This is a genomic window from Anaplasmataceae bacterium AB001_6 (assembly GCA_020002265.1).
Lineage (GTDB): Bacteria > Pseudomonadota > Alphaproteobacteria > Rickettsiales > Anaplasmataceae > AB001-6.
The window spans coordinates 927,147-946,318 of record CP048228.1 but is presented as its reverse complement, the minus strand read 5'-3'; the positions used below and the strand labels follow the sequence as shown (position 1 = coordinate 946,318).

The 19,172-nt window shown below is 30.6% G+C and carries 18 protein-coding genes and 1 other RNA gene; 7 read left to right on the top strand and 12 right to left on the bottom strand.

Features of this window, described 5'->3' with window-relative positions; translation table 11 throughout:
* Positions 1-8: 8 nt before the first annotated feature.
* The 3 genes from GUI12_04440 to GUI12_04430 form a co-directional block, all read right to left on the bottom strand.
* Complete coding sequence (locus GUI12_04440) at positions 9-1,358, bottom strand: magnesium transporter (GenBank protein ID UAT43379.1); 1,350 nt, start codon at positions 1,356-1,358, stop codon at positions 9-11.
* Between the two features lie 176 nt (positions 1,359-1,534).
* The gene (locus tag GUI12_04435; protein UAT43378.1) at positions 1,535-1,843 is read right to left on the bottom strand and encodes a hypothetical protein; all 309 of its coding nucleotides are present in this window, start codon (positions 1,841-1,843) and stop codon (positions 1,535-1,537) included.
* Positions 1,844-1,848: 5 nt separating this feature from the next.
* Positions 1,849-2,256, bottom strand: coding sequence for a flagellar basal body rod protein FlgC (locus GUI12_04430; protein UAT43377.1), 408 nt, complete (start codon positions 2,254-2,256; stop codon positions 1,849-1,851).
* Between the two features lie 120 nt (positions 2,257-2,376).
* Between GUI12_04430 and rnpB the strand changes: the two genes are divergently transcribed.
* The 4 genes from rnpB to purF all read left to right on the top strand — a co-directional run bounded on the left by rnpB (position 2,377) and on the right by purF (position 6,189).
* An RNA gene (gene rnpB, locus GUI12_04425) (RNase P RNA component class A) lies at positions 2,377-2,734 on the top strand.
* A 105-nt stretch (positions 2,735-2,839) separates the two neighbouring features.
* Positions 2,840-3,496 (top strand): isoprenoid biosynthesis glyoxalase ElbB, encoded by a 657-nt coding sequence (elbB, locus tag GUI12_04420; protein ID UAT43376.1) that lies wholly within the window; start codon positions 2,840-2,842, stop codon positions 3,494-3,496.
* A 17-nt stretch (positions 3,497-3,513) separates the two neighbouring features.
* Complete coding sequence (locus GUI12_04415) at positions 3,514-4,680, top strand: NADH-quinone oxidoreductase subunit D (protein UAT43375.1); 1,167 nt, start codon at positions 3,514-3,516, stop codon at positions 4,678-4,680.
* Positions 4,681-4,800: 120 nt separating this feature from the next.
* Positions 4,801-6,189, top strand: a complete 1,389-nt coding sequence (gene purF / locus GUI12_04410; protein ID UAT43374.1) for an amidophosphoribosyltransferase — start codon at positions 4,801-4,803, stop codon at positions 6,187-6,189.
* On the opposite strand, the gene GUI12_04405 is transcribed toward purF, so the two are convergent.
* Complete coding sequence (locus GUI12_04405) at positions 6,150-7,313, bottom strand: hypothetical protein (protein ID UAT43373.1); 1,164 nt, start codon at positions 7,311-7,313, stop codon at positions 6,150-6,152. The genes purF and GUI12_04405 overlap by 40 nt on opposite strands.
* A 228-nt stretch (positions 7,314-7,541) precedes the next feature.
* Here GUI12_04405 and GUI12_04400 point away from each other — a divergent pair, with 228 nt between their 5' ends.
* Positions 7,542-9,335 carry a ribonuclease J gene (locus GUI12_04400; protein ID UAT43372.1) on the top strand — a complete coding sequence of 598 codons (1,794 nt, stop codon included), beginning with the start codon at positions 7,542-7,544 and terminating at the stop codon, positions 9,333-9,335.
* 35 nt (positions 9,336-9,370) lie between these two features.
* On the opposite strand, the gene GUI12_04395 is transcribed toward GUI12_04400, so the two are convergent.
* From GUI12_04395 to GUI12_04385, 3 genes are read right to left on the bottom strand one after another with little or no spacing between them, the layout of a single operon-like run.
* A complete protein-coding gene (locus GUI12_04395) occupies positions 9,371-10,300 on the bottom strand; it encodes a hypothetical protein (protein ID UAT43371.1) in 930 nt (309 codons plus the stop codon).
* Positions 10,301-10,318: 18 nt separating this feature from the next.
* Complete coding sequence (locus tag GUI12_04390) at positions 10,319-10,678, bottom strand: hypothetical protein (GenBank protein ID UAT43370.1); 360 nt, start codon at positions 10,676-10,678, stop codon at positions 10,319-10,321.
* 42 nt (positions 10,679-10,720) lie between these two features.
* The gene (locus GUI12_04385) at positions 10,721-11,188 is read right to left on the bottom strand and encodes a hypothetical protein (GenBank protein ID UAT43369.1); all 468 of its coding nucleotides are present in this window, start codon (positions 11,186-11,188) and stop codon (positions 10,721-10,723) included.
* 132 nt (positions 11,189-11,320) lie between these two features.
* Between GUI12_04385 and GUI12_04380 the strand changes: the two genes are divergently transcribed.
* The gene (locus GUI12_04380) at positions 11,321-11,692 is read left to right on the top strand and encodes a hypothetical protein (protein UAT43368.1); all 372 of its coding nucleotides are present in this window, start codon (positions 11,321-11,323) and stop codon (positions 11,690-11,692) included.
* A gap of 18 nt (positions 11,693-11,710) precedes the next feature.
* Here GUI12_04380 and tsaE read toward each other — a convergent pair whose 3' ends face one another.
* Both tsaE and GUI12_04370 read right to left on the bottom strand, forming a co-directional pair.
* Positions 11,711-12,199 (bottom strand): tRNA (adenosine(37)-N6)-threonylcarbamoyltransferase complex ATPase subunit type 1 TsaE, encoded by a 489-nt coding sequence (gene tsaE, locus GUI12_04375; GenBank protein ID UAT43367.1) that lies wholly within the window; start codon positions 12,197-12,199, stop codon positions 11,711-11,713.
* Entirely contained in the window at positions 12,199-13,350 is a 1,152-nt protein-coding gene (locus GUI12_04370) for a hypothetical protein (protein UAT43366.1), read from the bottom strand. The genes tsaE and GUI12_04370 overlap by 1 nt, the downstream gene beginning before the upstream one ends.
* A gap of 241 nt (positions 13,351-13,591) precedes the next feature.
* On the opposite strand from GUI12_04370, the gene serS reads away from it, so the two are divergent.
* The gene (serS, locus tag GUI12_04365) at positions 13,592-14,863 is read left to right on the top strand and encodes a serine--tRNA ligase (protein UAT43365.1); all 1,272 of its coding nucleotides are present in this window, start codon (positions 13,592-13,594) and stop codon (positions 14,861-14,863) included.
* A gap of 70 nt (positions 14,864-14,933) precedes the next feature.
* On the opposite strand, the gene GUI12_04360 is transcribed toward serS, so the two are convergent.
* The 3 genes from GUI12_04360 to GUI12_04350 form a co-directional block, all read right to left on the bottom strand.
* Entirely contained in the window at positions 14,934-15,860 is a 927-nt protein-coding gene (locus GUI12_04360) for a hypothetical protein (GenBank protein ID UAT43364.1), read from the bottom strand.
* Positions 15,861-16,137: 277 nt separating this feature from the next.
* Positions 16,138-16,830, bottom strand: a complete 693-nt coding sequence (locus GUI12_04355) for a hypothetical protein (GenBank protein UAT43363.1) — start codon at positions 16,828-16,830, stop codon at positions 16,138-16,140.
* Positions 16,831-16,939: 109 nt separating this feature from the next.
* Complete coding sequence (locus tag GUI12_04350; GenBank protein UAT43362.1) at positions 16,940-19,159, bottom strand: hypothetical protein; 2,220 nt, start codon at positions 19,157-19,159, stop codon at positions 16,940-16,942.
* Positions 19,160-19,172 lie beyond the last annotated feature (13 nt).

Below are 19,172 nucleotides of genomic sequence, written 5' to 3'. Positions count from 1 at the left end.
AATATATTTTATAATAAAATCAACGTTGTGATGGCTAAAAGTATGAAGAATGATAATATATCTGTCACTGAGCTAACAAATATTGATGAAGATAGTGCAGGATCTAATCCAATTCTATTTAAGATTATTGGAACTGCAGAACCCATGAAAGTTGCAATAGTGACTACCAAAGTCATTGATGTACAAAAGGATAACATAACACCTATGTCCTGAAATCTAAACATGACTATTATCCCTGATGCTATTGCTATAATTGATCCGTTTATCAATCCTGTTATGATTTCTTTTATTACGAGTCTTTTTGAATTTAAATGCGAAATAGTACCGTTGATTACCGCTCTTAAAGCTATTGTGGATGCCTGTATGCCTGCGTTTCCAGCCATTGCTGCTATTATAGGCATTAGAATTACTATCTCAACGGATTTTTGTAACGTTTCGTTAAATAAACCTACTATAAAAGATGCAACATTTATTGTACAAAAGGTTATAAAAAGCCATGGAATGCGCCTAGAGAAAGTTTCCCATAAATTTGCGTCCAAATCACTTTCTGATACTTTACCTAATAATAACAAGTCTTCTTCAGCTTCTTCAACGATAACAGATATGATCTCATCATAGTGAATTATTCCAATCATTTTGCCAACACTGTTTACTACAGGTGCTGATATTAGAGAGTATTTTCTAAATATTGTGGCTACATCTTCTTGATTTAGACCATAATCAATGGTGTGAAAATTTGTATCCATCAGATTTTCTATGATTTCTTTTTCATTTGCACATAACAATTTGCTTATGCTTAACCTTCCGATAGGAACGGACTTATTTGATAACACAAAAATATCATAGTGTTCTCGTGCATTGATATTTAAGGTTTCTTTTATCATCTTAATAGTTTGTGATACCGTTTGTTCTTTTTTTGCTATTAAGAAATCTTTGTTAATTAATCTTCCCGCACTTTCCTCTGGATAAGATAAAATCTCTTGTAAAGCTTTTGCCTTTTCGCTATCTAAGAATAATATTATTTCTTCTTGTAACGTATAATCAAAATCAGAGATAATATCTCGTATTTCATCTGGATCTAATGGATTTATTATTTTAGCAAAAGACTGTGTAGTATCAAATGATTCAAAAATGTCATTTTTTATGTCTTCTGGTAATGTTACTATAATTGCAACATGCTTGTATAGATTGTGTAAAAAGAAACGCTTTCTTTCTTCAAAAGAGGCAGTAATGATAAAATCAACTAATTGTACTTCATCAATACTATTATCCGCTATGAAATTTTCCAGATCTACATATTTTTCTGCGTCCAGATAAGAAGATATTTTTTTCTTGTAATCTACATCTATGAAAGTCATTGAAACACCTAGAAAATATCAAAGAACGAAATTCTTACTTTAAGTTAAACAGATAAATTTTTTGAAAACGGTTAGAAATGAAAAAAAACACAGGAAGCTACTTCCACTAACCAAGAAGATTATCTCATATAACTGTTATATGTTCAATATTTAGCTTCATAAGAGTTTTTATGCTACTAAATATTCATTTTAATTAATTCATTCCAAGCATTGACAGTAACGTCTCTCAGTGTGAGTAATAATTTCAGCTCTGCTTCTGCTTTACTAATTGTAGTTACAACATCGTATAGAGCTGCTTTATCAGTGATTGCTTCTTTAGTTTTAGTTTCCGATGTTTTCAGTACATTTTTGAATGCGCCAGTTACATTACTTATTGCGCCAACATTCGATTTATTATTAGTGATTAAATCATGATTAATGAATTTTATTTTCTGAATCGGTTTTATATTATTTGTTCCATTGAGATTATTTATATTGATTTTCATGACAATTATTTATCCAATACCTGTAGTGTTTTATTCAGCATATTCAGTGTTTGGCTTAATATAGACATGTTTAAATCATATGCTATCCTTGTTTCCAAAGAATCTGCGTTTTCTACTATACTACTGACGTTTGCATAGGCAACATATCCGTTAATTGCTGCCGGATGATTTGGTTCGTATTTTATTGTGAAATTTGATCTATCCTTGGCTGTTCTTGTTTTTATTATTAAAGCATCTTTTTTTCGATCATATTTAGGTTCAAAAAATATCAATTTTCTTCTATAAGGATCTGCATCAGGAGTGGTGGCAGTGGAATTAGCATTTGCTATATTCTCACTTATTACTTGTAGCCTTTCGTGCTGTGCTTTTATTCCAGATTCAATAGTACTTATTGTAGATTCAAACTCTTTCATGGTTTTTTACATAGAATATCTAAGAAAATATCTATAATTTTCGTATAACACTAAATCTTTTTAATAAAAAAATACTAAATACGTATTACTAAAAACTTTTATTTCTGATATCCTTATTAAAGAGGTTAACGGATAGTTGCTGTTGATCATTTGGTCAATAGAGGAAAGTCCGAGCTCCAGCGAAGGACAACGGCGGATAACGTCCGCCAAGGGTAACCTTAGGGTAAGGGCCACAGAAAATATACTACCTATTATATTTAGTTATATTAGGCAAAGGTGAAAAGGTGCGGTAAGAGCGCACCGGTTGCTTGGTAACAAGGAGCGCATGGTAACCCCCGTTGGGAGCAAGTTCAAAATACAAGAGTGCTGATTCTTCGCATCTATATTCTTGGGGTGGAACGCATGAGGTGTGTGGTGACATGCATCCCAGATAAATAACTATCGATTACAGAACTCGGCTTATAGTTAACCTCTGTTCTTAGATTTCCACTATTACTATCTTCTCAAAAGAAATAGATTTTTGTATTGCGCATACTACTATTTTGTGTCATATAATTGTGTTATTTTCTTTTGCCGTTTTCTTATGATTAAAAAAGTAGCTGTTATCTTAGCAGGTTGTGGATATCTAGATGGTACAGAAATTACGGAAGCTGTTTTATCGCTAACTTCTTTAGAGATGGATGATATCTCTTATGATATCTTTTCTCCAGATGATACAGAAGATACAATGAATCATACTGATAATTCTGCACAAAACGAGAAGCGTAATATCCTTGTTGAATCTGCTAGAATATCCAGAGGGAAAGTAATGGCAATTTCTGAGCTAAATACAGAAAAATATGAAGCATTATTCATTCCTGGTGGATATGGAATAATGAAACATTTCACTAACTATTTTGATGACCCCAAAGAAATCAAATTTTCCCATGAAATTGATAAGATTTTAAAAAATTTCTACAATGCTAAAAAAGTCATTTGTGCTGTATGTATTTCACCTTTATTGGTTACACTAGCGCTAAAAGAAGTATGTTCAGATAAAATTGAAGTTACTATAGGAGAAGATAACGATAAATTAATTAAAAATGCTGGAGCAATAAATATAAGTTTAAGTTCTGATAAATATCATTATGATTCTAAAAATAGAATATTGTCTAGCCCAGCTTATATGCAATCTGAAAATAGAGCAGAAATATTTGTCGGGATTAGAGGAATGGTAAATAAACTAAGGAGCTTTTATTAACATCGAGATATATTTGCATGACTGAAAAGAAATTATTAAATCTTGGACCACAACACCCAGCAACACATGGAGTATTAAGGTTAGTATTAGAGATAGATGGAGAAGTTGTAAAGCGTGCTGATCCTAATATTGGATTTTTACATCGCGGAACAGAAAAGCTTATTGAATATAAAACTTATACACAAGCACTACCATATTTTGATAGGTTGGATTATGTATCGCCAATGTGCCAAGAGCATGCCTTTGCACTATGTATAGAAGCACTTTTAGGTTGTAAAGTGCCTTTAAGAGGTCAGTATATAAGAGTGCTGTTTGCTGAAATGTCTAGGCTTCTTAATCATATTCTTAATGTTACTACCCACGCGATGGATGTGGGTGCCATGACTCCTTTGTTCTGGCTTTTTGAAGAAAGAGATAAAATGTTGTGCTTTTCGGAAAGAGTTTCAGGCGCTAGATTTCATGCCAATTATTTTCGTCCCGGTGGCGTTGCTGATGATGTCGAGCAGGATTTATTAAGCGATATGTCTGATTTTCTAGAAAAATTACCAGAAAAAATATCAGATATGGAAAATGTCTTTAATGATAACAGGATCTTTAAGCAGCGTATGGTTGATATTGCCCCTATAACAAAAGAAAAAGCACTAGAATATGGATTTACAGGACCTATGATAAGAGCAACTGGTTTGCCATGGGATCTAAGAAAAGCACAACCTTATGATGTATATGATCAAATGGAATTTGATATACCTGTTGGAAGAACTGGTGACTGTTATGATAGATATCTAGTGCGTGTTGCAGAAATGTATGAATCTGTGAAAATAATGAAACAATGTATCGAAAAAATGCCTGGGGGCGATTATATGAATCGTGATTGCAATGTTGCTCCTCCAAAAAGGCATGATATGAAAAATTCTATGGAAGCTATGATTCAACATTTTAAATTCTTCACCGAAGGATATCACGTGCCTAGCGGAGAACTATATAAATGTGTTGAAGCTCCTAAAGGAGAATTTGGTGTATATATTGTATCTGATGGTACTAATAGACCATATAGATGCAAGATTAGAGCGCCTGGTTTTTATCATTTACAAGCATTAGATTATCTTTCAAAAGGGCATGTATTAGCAGATATCCCTGCAATTGTTGGATCTATGGACATAGTTTTTGGGGAAATAGATAGATAATATGTTGTTTGTTACTAAGAATTTAATTATATTATCTCTAATACTTGTGTATATATTCTGGGTTAGTTGATTCTGTTACTTGGAATAATAATATTTTTTGTTCTTTTGCTTTAAGAAAAAGTGTCTGATATAGATTTTCGTGAAAATTGTGGTGTTTTAGGTATCTTGGGGCATAAAAAAGCTGTTTTAAATATTACAGTTGGCTTAGTACATTTACAGCATCGGGGAAGTGATTCTTTTGGGATTGTTTCGTATGATAATGGAGTTAGTTATACAGAATATTATAAGGGTTGTGTTGCAGATTCCATGCACAAAATATCTATATCTGGTGATACAGCCATTGGACATGTAAGATATTCTACTTCAGGTATTGCAAAACAATCAGTTGATCAACCTGTTTGTTGTGATTTAGGCGGTGATATCGGCAAGATTTTTATATCTTACAATGGTAATATGTCTAACTATGATGCATTACGTGAAGATCTTATTGAACAAGGTTGTGATGTTAAAACAGATATGGATAGTGAATTATTTACTCATTTGCTATCAAAAAGTGATAAAGATGATTTGATAGATAAAATACGTGACATGCTGCTGCCAATCGAAGGCGCTTATTCTCTTGTAATTATGACAAGAGATAAAATGATAGCAGTATGCGACCCTCACGGGATACGTCCTCTGGTTATGGGAAAAATAGATGATAGTTATATTTTTTCTTCTGAATCATGCGTATTTTCTGTTCTTAATGCTGATTTTATTAGAGATGTTGATAATGGTGAATTAGTTGTTATTGATAAGAGTGCAAACAATAGTATCAATTCAATGCGTTTGTTTGAAGATATTGAACCAAGTAAAGCAAAGAGAATGTGTTTATTCGAATACGTTTATTTTTCTCGTTTTGATTCTCATATACATAATAACCCTATATATACTGTAAGAAAATCTATCGGGCGTAAAATGGCTGAAATTTTCAAAATTAATGCCGATATCGTTGTACCTGTGCCAGATTCAGGGAATGTTATTGCGTTAGGTTATTCAGAATTTTCTAAAATTCCTTATGAGAATGGCTTAGCAAAGAATAGTTATATGGCTAGAACGTTTATTGCTCCTAACCAATTTGAAAGGGAGAGTCGCGCTAAAATGAAATATTCCCCTAATATCAATGTTTTAAAAAATAAAAATATAATTTTAATCGATGATAGCATAGTACGAGGGACTACACTAAAGCATATATTGCAATTGATCCGTGGTGCTGGAGTGCGCAGTGTACACGTTTGTGTTGCGAGTCCAAAAGTTATACATCCTTGTTTCTATGGGATCAGCATGCCTAGCTATGAAGAATTATTTGCTGTTCATCATACGGTGGAAGAAATGCAGCATATCTTAAATGCAGATAGTATAAATTATCTGGATTTAAAAGATTTAAGAGCAATTATTGATATAACAGCTACCAAAGATGCTAAAGGTGGTTATTGTGATGCTTGTTTTTCTGGCAGATATTTATATTGAATACCTTTTCTATTATTATTTCTAACACTAAACATTATCGTAATAGTTATCGTTACTTGTGTGCAATATCCAAAAAGAGAGAGTAATTCAAGCCTATTGGTACATGTTATTATGAAAATTGACATGGTATAAAAAAGAATGATTAAGTTTTCTATTTTTTGATTTTTTACAGTTACATACAGTGATATCAGTAGAGGCATTATTGTGTTTGAAATAAAGTAACTAGGGTTATCTTTTTGGTATATGTAGCATAGCACTATGACAATTATTTGTAGCGATAAGTAAAATCTAGCCTGCTTGTCAATTTTGATTATTGAGTCTAATAACTTTATTTTAATAATTATTAAAAGTATGAAAAATACAATGGGGAATATAGATAATAATTTTATTTTATCAGCAATATTATTTGCTTTATCAGCATTTATTGAAAAGTGTAAATTGTAGTAAGTTATTGATATTGTTAATGCACAGTAATAGAAGAACATTATTTTTGCTGCAATATGAGATGATTTGAATTTTGTCATTCTCATTAATTGTGAGAGTATAATATTTACCAATAGAGTGTTTGTAGAAATTATGAACATCTTATATAGAAGATGAAAATAATATTCTTCTAGTGAATATGATATTACAAGTCCAAAATATGATGAAAAAATTGATGATATAGCTGTTATTATTATTATTAAGGAACTCATTTCTAAATATATTTTTTTTTCTTCTTGCAATAACTTTAGTAAAAGATATATAGCTTCAATGAAAATGATTGTTAATATTGAACTATATGATACGAAAAATAGCAGAGAATTTGGAATCCTAGTGAAGGATAAGTGGATTGTGTTATTGTTAATGCTACTTAACATCAAGATGGCATATAGCGCTATCTTGACTATATTTATTTTAGTTGTTTGAAAGTACACAAATTTCTTCTGAAGAAGAATATTATTATAGACCAAGCATAACGCAATCTGCATTATCAGTATTGGCATCATATTTGAACAGCAAGATATTATATCATACTCTGTTTTTTCTAATTTTTGAATTAAAGACTGCAATATTATTGAAAGATTAGCAATGATGAAAATAATCATCGTAAGGCAGTTTACTTTTACTCTTTTTTCATGCATAGCTCAGTTTATATAATTTATTTACTTAAGTAACTACAACTATTTGATTAATATACCCTCTTTTTATCAGATATGTCTCTTAGTATTATTGCTCACCGTACTCTCTTTGGATAATATCCTATAGAAAATTGTTAAAATTATATATGTACCATTTGGTTACTAATTTGAGTTATTTTAATCTAGATGATACAATATAACCAGGTTTTTGTATTTGATTTTTTGATTAAGATGTCTAATAGTAAGGAAGGATTGCTTTTCTTACCTATTGGCGGTACTTGTGAAATAGGAATGAATCTAACGATGTATCGTCAAAATGGAAAATGGCTTATAGTAGATTGTGGAGCTGGTTTTGCAGGTGAGGAATTCCCAGGGATTGATATAACAGTTATGAATAATGCGTTCATAGAAAAAAATAAAGATGATGTGGTAGGCATCATTATTACTCATATACACGAAGATCATTGTGGAGGTCTATCTAATCTACTTTCGTCTGTGGATATAGATGTTTATTCAACGAAATTTGTTATTGAATTTTTGAGAACCAAAATGGAACCAGAGATTTATAACAGGACAAATTTTATAGAACTAAAATCAAATGGCAGATTTAATATTGGCCCGTTTGATTGTGAACTTGTTTCTATGGTCCATTCAACACCAGAAATGCACGCCGTTGTATTACATACTGATCAAGGATTAGTATATCATACTGGAGATTGGAAGTTAGATTCTAAGCCAGTAATAGGTGAATCACTTGACGAAGATAGGCTCAAATCTTTCTCGGAAAAAGGAGTGTTAGCACTTATTTGTGATTCAACAAACGTTTTCTCTCCTGGATCTTCCGGCTGTGAATATGAAATAGTAGAACCAATGCATAAGATATTCAGTGAAGCAAAGGCTGCAGTCGCTGTTACTTTATTTGCATCTAATGTGGCTAGAATACAAACAATATGGAGTGCTACTAAAGCTTCAGGTCGTAAATTACTTGTTTTAGGGAGATCTTTGCATTCTGTTATTGAATCTGCTCGTGCTAGTGGATATTTGGACGATATAGAATATTTCGATAAATATTCTATTGAAGAAGCTACAAAGGTTCGTGATAATCTTGTTATTTTATGTACTGGGTGCCAAGGAGATAAAATGGGTGCAACTAGGCGCCTTGCTGATAATGAATATCGTGATTTCCACTTAAGTTCTGGTGATACATTTGTCTTTTCTTCCAAGATTATTCCTGGAAATGAGAAAAAAATATATGAAATGATCAATGGCCTTTCGTCTAGGGGAATAGATGTTATTACCGAGAAAGATGCAAAAGTACACGTTTCTGGTCATCCGTATCGTGAAGAGTTGAAATATTTGTATTCTTTTTTAAAACCTAAGATAGCGATACCTGTGCACGGAGAATATATACATTTAAAAGAGCATGTTAAATTAGCTCAAATTGAATGTGGCATTGAAGAAGCAATATTAGTTTCTAATGGAGATGTGATTTCTCTTAGTAATGAAAATGGAGCTAAAAAAGTTGATGAAATAAATTCAGAAGTTTTAGGTATTGATGGTGATTATTTATATCCTGTTAATAGTAGAGTGCTTAAAATGCGTAGAAGTATGCAAAAAGCAGGATTGATTACAGTTTTTGTTATGCTTAAAGTAACTGGACAACTTGTTAAGCGTCCTGCTGTTAGTTGCTTTGGGTGCTTTGGAGATAAAGAAACAAATAACGAAATAGTAAGCGCTGTTGAATCACGTATTAAAGCAGCTGCTGTGAAGCGTCTTGATGGTCTTTCTGTAACTAGAATTGTTCGCCAAGCCATCAAAAAATTCTGTAATCCTAAGAATCATGAAAAGATACCTTTTATACATGTTCATACAGAATTCCTTAATAATAATTCTTTGAATAATAGTAATAAAAAGAAGAATAAAAGAAATGTTGGAAATGTTGATGGCAATAGTTTTAATAATGATTTCAACGGTAATACTATAAACGATAATAGTATTAATAACTGTCAAGTTGACGTGAGATAAAAAAATGAAGGATTATTTGCTAGATCTTACATTTTTTATTTACAATCTATAGCTTTTTTTAGGTATTCTTTGAGACTCTGACTATCAGAGAATACCTTGTTGCTTTTGGTCTTATTTAAGAGCCAACTTATTTGTCGTTTAGCGTATCTTCTGGTATTTATCGCTATCTGCGCAATCATTTGATCATAGGTATTCTCTCCATCTATATAATCAAGTATTTCTTTCAGTCCATGTATTTTTTGTGCTGTATTTGATATCTTATCCCTGATATTTACAGTGTTATGCTTTATTTCTTCAATAACACCATCTTTTATCATACTGTTGAGTCTCTTTTCTATCTTATGATATACTTGACTTCTATCATCTGGGATTATTGAAAGCACTTCTATTTCTGGTAGGTTAAATCTATTTCTTCCATGTTTTTTAAACCAATATTGTTTATTGTGTCCAGTGTACAGTAACATGGCAGATTCTTGAATTAATCTATAGGTGTTATTGTAATGTATGTGATCCAATTGATTGGGGAATCTTTGTGCTATGATGTTATACCATTCTTTATTACCTGAAGTGCTGATTTTTTTTTTAACATCATCCAATTGCTCTTTTGAGGGATATTGTATAGTAGAAATACCATTAATGAGACAATCTCCATATATGGTAGAACCGCCAATGAATATGTTGAATTTATCACTATCGCAGAAATTCTCATTTTTTGAAAATAATTTAAGAATGTCTTGAAACCACATATTAACTGAATAATTAACAGTTAATGGAATGTGACCATACAAAAAAACATTTTTAATATTTTGTATATCCGGTTGATCTGTGAGCAGAGAAACACCTTCATACACTTGTTTAGAGTCAGAGTTAACTACATTGACATTATCAAGATTATAACAGAATTCAATAGCACTTGATTTTCCACTAGCAGTAGGACCAAGAACCAAAAAATTTTTGCTAATCAAATTGCAACCTATGAAGATCTAATCCACAAACTCTTCTTCTTTTAGATCACTATCAATAGAGATATTATCTGTTGTTTCAGAGGGGATAAACACATCTTTTTTTGCATCCACATTGTTTTCACGAGACCTTTTGTTACGAGGATTAGCTACTATCTTTCGGAAGTTTTTTAATTCTGAATCCCAAATAAATTTCTTTGCTACTAATCTTATTTCAAAAAATGTTATATCACCTTCTGAACCAATTAGCATATCTTTCTTTTCTCCAACTACTAATGAATAATATAACTCACTCAATTTTTTCTTGTAAACTTCACAATATACATCTTTCGGATCTTTGCTGTCATCCTCTGTATCATTATTAAATTCATTAAAATGCATAATAAAACACTTCAGTAAAAATATACTAAAAAATCACTATAACTATTCTAATAAGAAAGAAGGTTTATTATCAAGATAATTGAGCGAAGTATTAGACAAATTTTCTTTGTTATAGCCATTTATTGCATAAACAATTAACTCTTCCTTTACATCTTGTGCCAAACGTCTAAAAGACTTAGAGTATACTCCTATGCTATCTTTAATACCATCTGGTAAATCACTATATGCATCGGGATTCTCAATGTTCTTAAGTACAAGAGCCACCCTCTCTTCATCTGTATACAAATTTTCTTTTATTTCTGCTACTCTTAATGATGCTATTTCTTTCAATTCACTATCATAAAAAGAGTAGTTATAGTATATGTCCATCATTTCTTCACACTCCCTAGCGTCAAGTGTACTGTAATATAGACTACATTCACTATATTCAATTGCGCATAATATGTCAATCTGCTGTAGTAATAAAGCGTGTATTATTAAGTAATAAATACATATTTTTATTTTTTTCATTATTTATAACCGCAACTATCTATTGTAGATTTGTTGATAAAAATGCTTTGGTGGATAATCAATTAATGCTACATTCAATTTCGTTAATATTCTGTAACAATATTTTTCATAATAGTATGGAGTGTCATAATAATGCATGGAAATAGTATAAATTCCGATATATATAATTTTATCGATCCTAATCAGATTGATAAGTGCTATACGTATAATCAGAATTTGCAATATCAAAAAATTTTATCTGCTAATACTGCCTTAAAGTTCTTAACTGATGAATTACCAGAATATTTGATTATCGGCTTTTATATCATAGCTGATGGCGGTTTATATACTAACAATAATGATGAGTGGAAAGATTATGAAGGCTTCATTGCTATACCATCTCAAGATGGTAAGAGAATAGCAAAAATAGTAAAACCACATACTAAAGCAGCATACTTTTGTTCTCAATTAAACTGTTACATCGGCTTAATTAATAATATTTGGTCCAAACTTCAACAAGTATAATCAAAGAAAATTTTCTTTTTAGATTCTATGAATATCGAAATAATTTTGTATTTCTTGCATAATATTTTGATATTCATATCCTGCCTCTATCGATATTCTACGTTTGCCATTTGAAACATGAGATAGATCAATGGATATTATTTGATTATCGTATTTAGATAATATTCTATCTGCAATTTCACTCCATTCAATAATTGAGATACCTGTATGAATTGCATCAGTAATTCCTAATTCGAATAATTCCGTATCATCTGTAATTCTGTAAAGATCAAAATGCCATAACAATCCCTTAGATGTGTCATATGTTTTAACTATATTAAATGTCGGACTTATAATTATCATTTTATCATCATTACAGAGATAACGTATTATTTCCCTTGAAAGAGCAGTTTTCCCTACACCTAGGCTTCCTGACAGTCTTATTATACATCCTATCTGCAGTATCGATCCAATTTTAGAGCCTAAGTACTTAATTTGATCTAAATCATAAGTAAATTCATGTTTCATTATGGAATTATTTTATCTATGATTAGCATGCGATATTTATTCAAGTAATTCAAACTAGATATTTTGAGATAAGATGATGAATCTATTGGGATAACATGTAATGCTAAAGGCATCAATTTTTTAAATGAATCATATTGTGTTTCTAAATGGCGTTCAATATTATTGCTTGCACTGACTTTCTTGATGATTTCAAAATAGTTGTTTGGTAAAATTTCTTTTTTATGTTGTAAAGTTTTTTCACCAAATATAGTATCAAAATTACTGTTTTTTTCCGTAATATCTCCGTTAACATCTATTATTGCAATACCTTGGCTTATGCTGTGAATCAATATATCTTGTACAAATTCTTTTAAAGAAGATGCTTCTTCTGATTGTTCATGTAAATCTGTGATTTCATGACCATACATTAGAAAGCTAACTTTATCTGTTACAGTATCTTTATAAGGTTTTACTTCTATTTTGAAAATCTTATCTTCTTCTCCTATTATCACATGACAAATTGTGTTTTGTGCATGTCCTTCCTGCATACACAATCTAGATAGAAAACGTTCATATTGTTGAACTTCTAAGTTTGCCTTAATAATGTTGTTGGAATACATTTCGTTATAATACTTTTTATATAGTCTGCTATCCCTTTTGCAGATTATATATGGCAGCATATTTAATATTTCTTCTTTTTCAGATAATATTTTACTCATTTCCAGTATCTCTTGGGATAATGTATCTATTTTTTTTGTGTACTCTGAGATATCATGAAAAGTGAGTAACATATATTCTGCGTTATCTTGTTTAATTTTAAATATCTTAACTTTCTGCGTTACATTATATTCTGGAGATTTAATTAGTATCACTTTATTTTCAACACTTTCAGGGCTTTGTATCAGTTGCTCTAAATCATCTTTACTTTGAAAATTATCAAGGTATTTGTGTAGACTATAATATTTTTGATCATTAAAAAACAAATCAAATACACAAAGACCTCTTGTTAGATCTTCAATATAGAAATTTCCTTCCTGTAGCTCACTTTGTAATATAGGGTATATTTTTATGTAATCTACGCTTCTATTTTTTAACTGATAATTCAATGCAAAGAAAAAACCTATTAGCATAACTATCAGGATTAAGATTTCTAATGTAATATAGATTTCCATTGCGTTAAACAAAATTACTAAAAAATCTGTCTCTCAACAGGAATAAGATACTATTTTCTTGCTCTGTAATGATTGAAAATTGTATCATAAACATAGCTAGAATAAATATTTAGGATTATTTGCGGTGAACACAAATTCACCTTGTGTCAAATAACAACGTTATTCTATCATTTGAATCATGGTTTTCAAATATATTTGTTTATAACTTTATTTATATACGTTTATAAAAAGGTATTTTCTTATGCACGATTTAAGCTTTATACGCAGCAATAGAGACTATTGTCTTGAGAATTTTAAAAATAGAGGGTTATCAGTTGATCTGGATAAAATAATATCACTGGATCACGATAGACGATCTTATATCAATGAGATGCAGAGCCTACAAAAAAAGAAAAATGAAATAGTGAAAAAAATCTCTCTTTTCAATAAAGATAAAATATTATCTGCCTCAGAAGGCTTGATTAAGGAATCTCAAGATATTGAATACAATATTAACAATGCAAAAAATTCAATTAGCAATATTGAGGCAGAGTTGAACTCTATCCTTTCTTATTTGCCAAATTTCCTCTCTAGCGAAGTGCCATATGGAACATCTGAACAGGATAACAAAGAGATCAAAAAATATGGTGATATACCGGATTTTGATTTTAAGTGTAAGTCGCACGATCAGTTAGGTATCAATCTTGGAATGATGGATTTTATTAATGCTGCAAAATTGTCAGGAAGTAGATTTGTTATCCTAAAAGATGATCTGGCAATGCTTGAACGTGCTATTTCTGATTTTATGTTAGATGAAAATATATCTAATGGATATATAGAAATTTCGCCCCCTCTAATGGTGAAAAATCATACAATGTATGGTGTTGGACAGTTGCCAAAATTTGAAAATGATTCATTTTCTACACAAATGGAGCTGCGCTTGATCCCGACTGCAGAAGTTCCATTAACGAGTATTGTCGCAGATTCTATCATCTCAAAAAATGATTTACCATTGCGTTTTGTTGCAAGAACTCCATGTTTCAGATCAGAGGCAGGCAGCGCAGGTAAAGATACTAAAGGAATGTTAAGACAGCACCAATTTTTAAAGGTTGAATTGGTTGCTATTACAACCGCTGATCAATCTTATGCTGAATTTGATCATCTTACTTTCTCTGCTGAAAAAATATTACGAAAACTGGAAATTCCTTACAGAAAAATTTTATTATGTTCAGCCGATACAGGGTTTAGTTCTTCCATTACATATGATTTAGAGGTATGGTTGCCTTCTGTTAATAAATATCGTGAAGTGTCAAGTTGTTCAAATTGCTTAGATTTTCAAGGTCGACGCATGAACTCAAGATATAAAGATAATAATAAAAAGTACTTTGTACACACTATGAACGGTTCTGCACTTGCAGTTGGGAGAACAATGATAGCAATATTAGAAAATTATCAGCAAAAAGATGGATCAATCAAGGTTCCTAAAGCACTAATACCTTATATGAAAGGACAAGATATAATACAAAAAAAATAAGACAAAATAAAAACAGATCAATAATTTTTCACTAATCTGCTTTTATTTTTATTTACATATAAATTATTCTTTATATATATGTCATTATACCTATTTTAGCCGTATGCAGTATACAAGAATTCTCATATCTCTTTAAATCATCAGAATCAATAATAGTGCGTTCAGAAGATGAGAGATCTTTCGTCATTCGATATCCTATCTCTATTTGAGAGTTATTTTTCAAAGGAATAAATATACCAACTCCTAATGTTCCAATACCAGTATTATAACTACCCTTTTGCAAATTAATTGCACTATCGTGTGCGGCATGTTTTATTCCAATTCCTGCGTTTAAATAAGGGAGAGCTTTTTCTCTTTTCCTCATTTTCCTCTTTGTTTTGTTGATAGTAGTTGGTAATAGATATACAGATCCAATAGCCTGAAATTCAGTTCTGTTAAGGCTTTGATTGGTAGATTCTGTATGTCCATGTAATTTTGCAAGATTAAAGGATAATTCCGCAATTAATGGTACAGAGTTGCTTTTGACAAAATCATAGCCAATGGATATTTCTCCCCCAGTATACAAATAATCTGTATTGCCTGATGTTTCATCATATTCTACTGCAGGATTAGGCACAGGATATGCTGCGTTCTTATCAGATTTTTTATTATTACCAGTCCTTTTTAACTTTTCTGTTTCAATAAAATTTACCAAAAAATTGTTGACTTTTTCACGTTTTTTTCTTTCAATTTCTTCTTGACTTTGATCATCATGCTCATTTTGAACACTTTCAAGCTGTGAATTATCATTTTTTGCAAACAAGAAGTTATACAAGGAATTATAAGTATTATTAAGTATTTTGGGAATATAACTATGATTGCTGCCGGATTCCTCTGGTGAAATAGGTCGTGCTGCCATAATATCTGATATTGAATGTGTCAATGTAGCACACAGCAAAATACTTGATACAAAAAATGCCTGCTTAATTCCTATTTTTTTTATCTTTATTGATCTCATTAATTTCCCCCCCCTATGATTTACTCTATTTCTTAGAAGTTTTTACTTCTTCTTTATACTTAACAATCTCTTTCCCGATTAAAAATGAGCCTTTTACATATGGCTTAGCGCTTGCATCCTTTGTAAGGAAAATTGAAAAAGTGAATAAAAAAATAAATAAGATGTAAAAAATTGTCGAATTTGTTAGAAAAATAATTCTATTCATAACACTCCCTTAAATGTGTTTAAAATACACTCTATATTATCACTAGATTAAATAACTTCAAATAAATTTACACTATGTATGAAAAATTAAACCTATTCTAAGAGAATGAGAAAGATAGGGAATTGATAATGACCCATTTACCGTACTCCCTGCGTGAAGGATCTTTGCATTTTCGTATTTAACCTTATGAAGGCTTCTAATAGCATGATACCCAACTTCTATTTGCATATTTGAAGTAGTGCTAAAAATTAGCCCAAGACCATACGTCATAACGTTTGAATTACCTTTCATATTTCCAGAAGTAAAATCTCCAGCTCCTAATCCAAAAGAAAGATATGGATAAGCCAAAAACCATGATAACAGGGGAGTAAAATACACAGAAGTAATGTATCCATCTAATTTAGTCGAAGACATAGAAGGAGAGAATACTGAATCAGTTGAATTCTTTATTAGATCCAATGATTCAAAAATCTTCATTATTTCTATCTTTAAGGGAAGAAGACCCATATCTAATCCCACGGCAAAATTTATCGATTGAGAATTGGAATATGTTATAGGATATTCTGTATTAATATTTTCTGGTTCACTGGATATGAATTTTGCGTTAGTATCTATTACTTTGCCATATCCTATGCCTCCTCTACCATAAAAACTAAGAGAATAAGTTTGCTCTATGCAAAAAACATGCGCAAAAAATATTACTAATATAAATAGGGATAATAAATATATCTTGTTGAAATATCTTAATTTTATTTTATCTATCATTTGAATTTTACTCTAAAAGATAATAAATCAAACGCATAATTGATATCATGTATCGCATTATTTAATCAAGAGCAGTTTAAATTTCAGCGAGTGAATATTGTGATATTTACTAAAAAGATATTTGAATTCCAATTTTAAATGTAGTATTCACCATGAAATTTGATGGTTTGAAATAACCACTATAGTTGCTATTTACATCTACTTTGCTCTTTGTATCTTTTGATTTACTTTTATCTACGTTTTCTGTTTTGCAATCTTGTTCTATTTTAAGAACATTTTGAGTATTTTCACCTTCTTGGGATGGAAAAACCTTATCTAATTTCTTTTCAAAAACAAATTCTAAACCTTCTGTTTCCTTTTTCTCCTTATAATTTTTCATTATTGTAGAGAACCCTTTATACCCATCTGTTGATTTTATATGATCAAATATACTGAGACTTTCTTCGTCTTCAGGTTTTAAACCTGATAAATTTGCTGGAATTAAATTTGCAAGATTATTCTCGAGATCTTCAGGAGGCGACTCTAAATTTTTAAAATTATTAGTATTACCAATATACCCAGATTTTAATATATCTTCATTTTGCAGAACAGCTATAGCATCTTTTAACGAAGGATAATCATCAGGATCAGGAAAATAAGGATTATCAACAGGATTACCATCAGGGTTAATATTGATGTCAGTTCCATCAAGTCTTACCATCTTCTCAGAATTCACAAGCTTAGCAAATTCTTCTAACGGAGATTTTACAATTTTCTTTCCTTCAATATTTGCGGCTAATTCATTTAATATTTTTTGTCTTTCATAGGGATTTTGCGTTATCTTATTAATTGATTTATCGAGTATCTCTACAAATTGCTCTTTAGAAAGCGTCTTTGCAATATCATTTTTCTTTACTGCAAAAGATACTCTATCTTCTGGTTTGTAAAATGTTTCATGAAGATTTTGCTCAAATTTCTTTCTTGCAAAATTTTCTGTTTTAATATTACCTACAGCTATACCCATTTCATCATCTGTTTTTCCGTATTTTGTCTTTCTTAGATCATCTTTTAAATCTTTGACGAAACGACTGTAATTAGAAGATAAGGGCTCTAATAAATGAACAGATTTTCCATCTATTTTATAATCTAATATAGGCGCAGACATCTTTATACTTGTTTGTAGCTTAGTTATATCTAATTCTGCAACTACATTTTTCTGATTTAATGAAGTATGAATATATGGTTTATAGCCTGCAAATCTCAGGCCAGGCAAGAGACTTGAATTAGCATATTTATGATCATCTTTTTTAATCTCATTAATAAAGTTTTGGTCAGATAAATATATATACTCATCATCGTATTCAGGAAATTTATCATCTTTTTTTACTGTATTCATTGTATAAATTGGCATTAATTCTAGCATACCTATCTCATAATCATTATCTATTGCTCCACTTATACCTCTTTCATCATCCATTAAATTATACATTGCGTTATCTAGTGCTATCAGATTATTAATCGTGATGTTATCAACTTTTGTATTATTTATATCAAAACTTTCATCTCCAGGATCAATAAATTTAATTTTGTAAAGTCCATTATCTTCTTCAGAAAATATATTAAGTTGTGGAATATAGCTTGAGCCTTTTGTATTTGGCAATGTTTTTGCAGAGGTATCAATATTGAAGAATGGAGTAGGTAATATATCATTGGAAGTTTCTTGTTTGGCATTGAATTTGATTACACTACCTGTTACAGATGTGCTTGCATAAATAGAAATATTTTTTGTTATGAAGTAATCTATTTTTGCATTAACCAAAACAGATGGTGCAATGGATTGCCCCCATGATGATTTTACAGCTGATGCTCCCATAGATAAAGCAGATGAAAGACGTGTCTTATGATTCAATGGCTTATGAAATGCTAAGCCTAAATAACCAGCTGTTTCTGAATACCCATCGTAGAAGACATCTTTATTATTATTTGGCATGTGTAAAGCAGAGTAGTTTTTGGTAGGTGATACATATCTATGTAATACTGTCGTTTCAAAAGATACTCTAGGCTTTATATATAATCCTGCAGTTAATGAAGGAGAGAAAGAAATCTTATTTTCTATAGTATCATTATATTTATTATCTTGAGCAAAAATATCATTGTATGTTATCCCGTTGATATTAAGAATCGGGTTGCCAATTTCGGTATTGAAAAAATCTATTCCAAGGCCTAAATTACTATAACCGCGGTAATTACCATAAGCTCCAAAAGACCTTTGAGCTTTAATATCATTAAATGTTCCAAAACTGTAGAATAATACAAATATACCAAAATAAAATGTTCTTTTAGTATGCACAATCTTTCTTTCC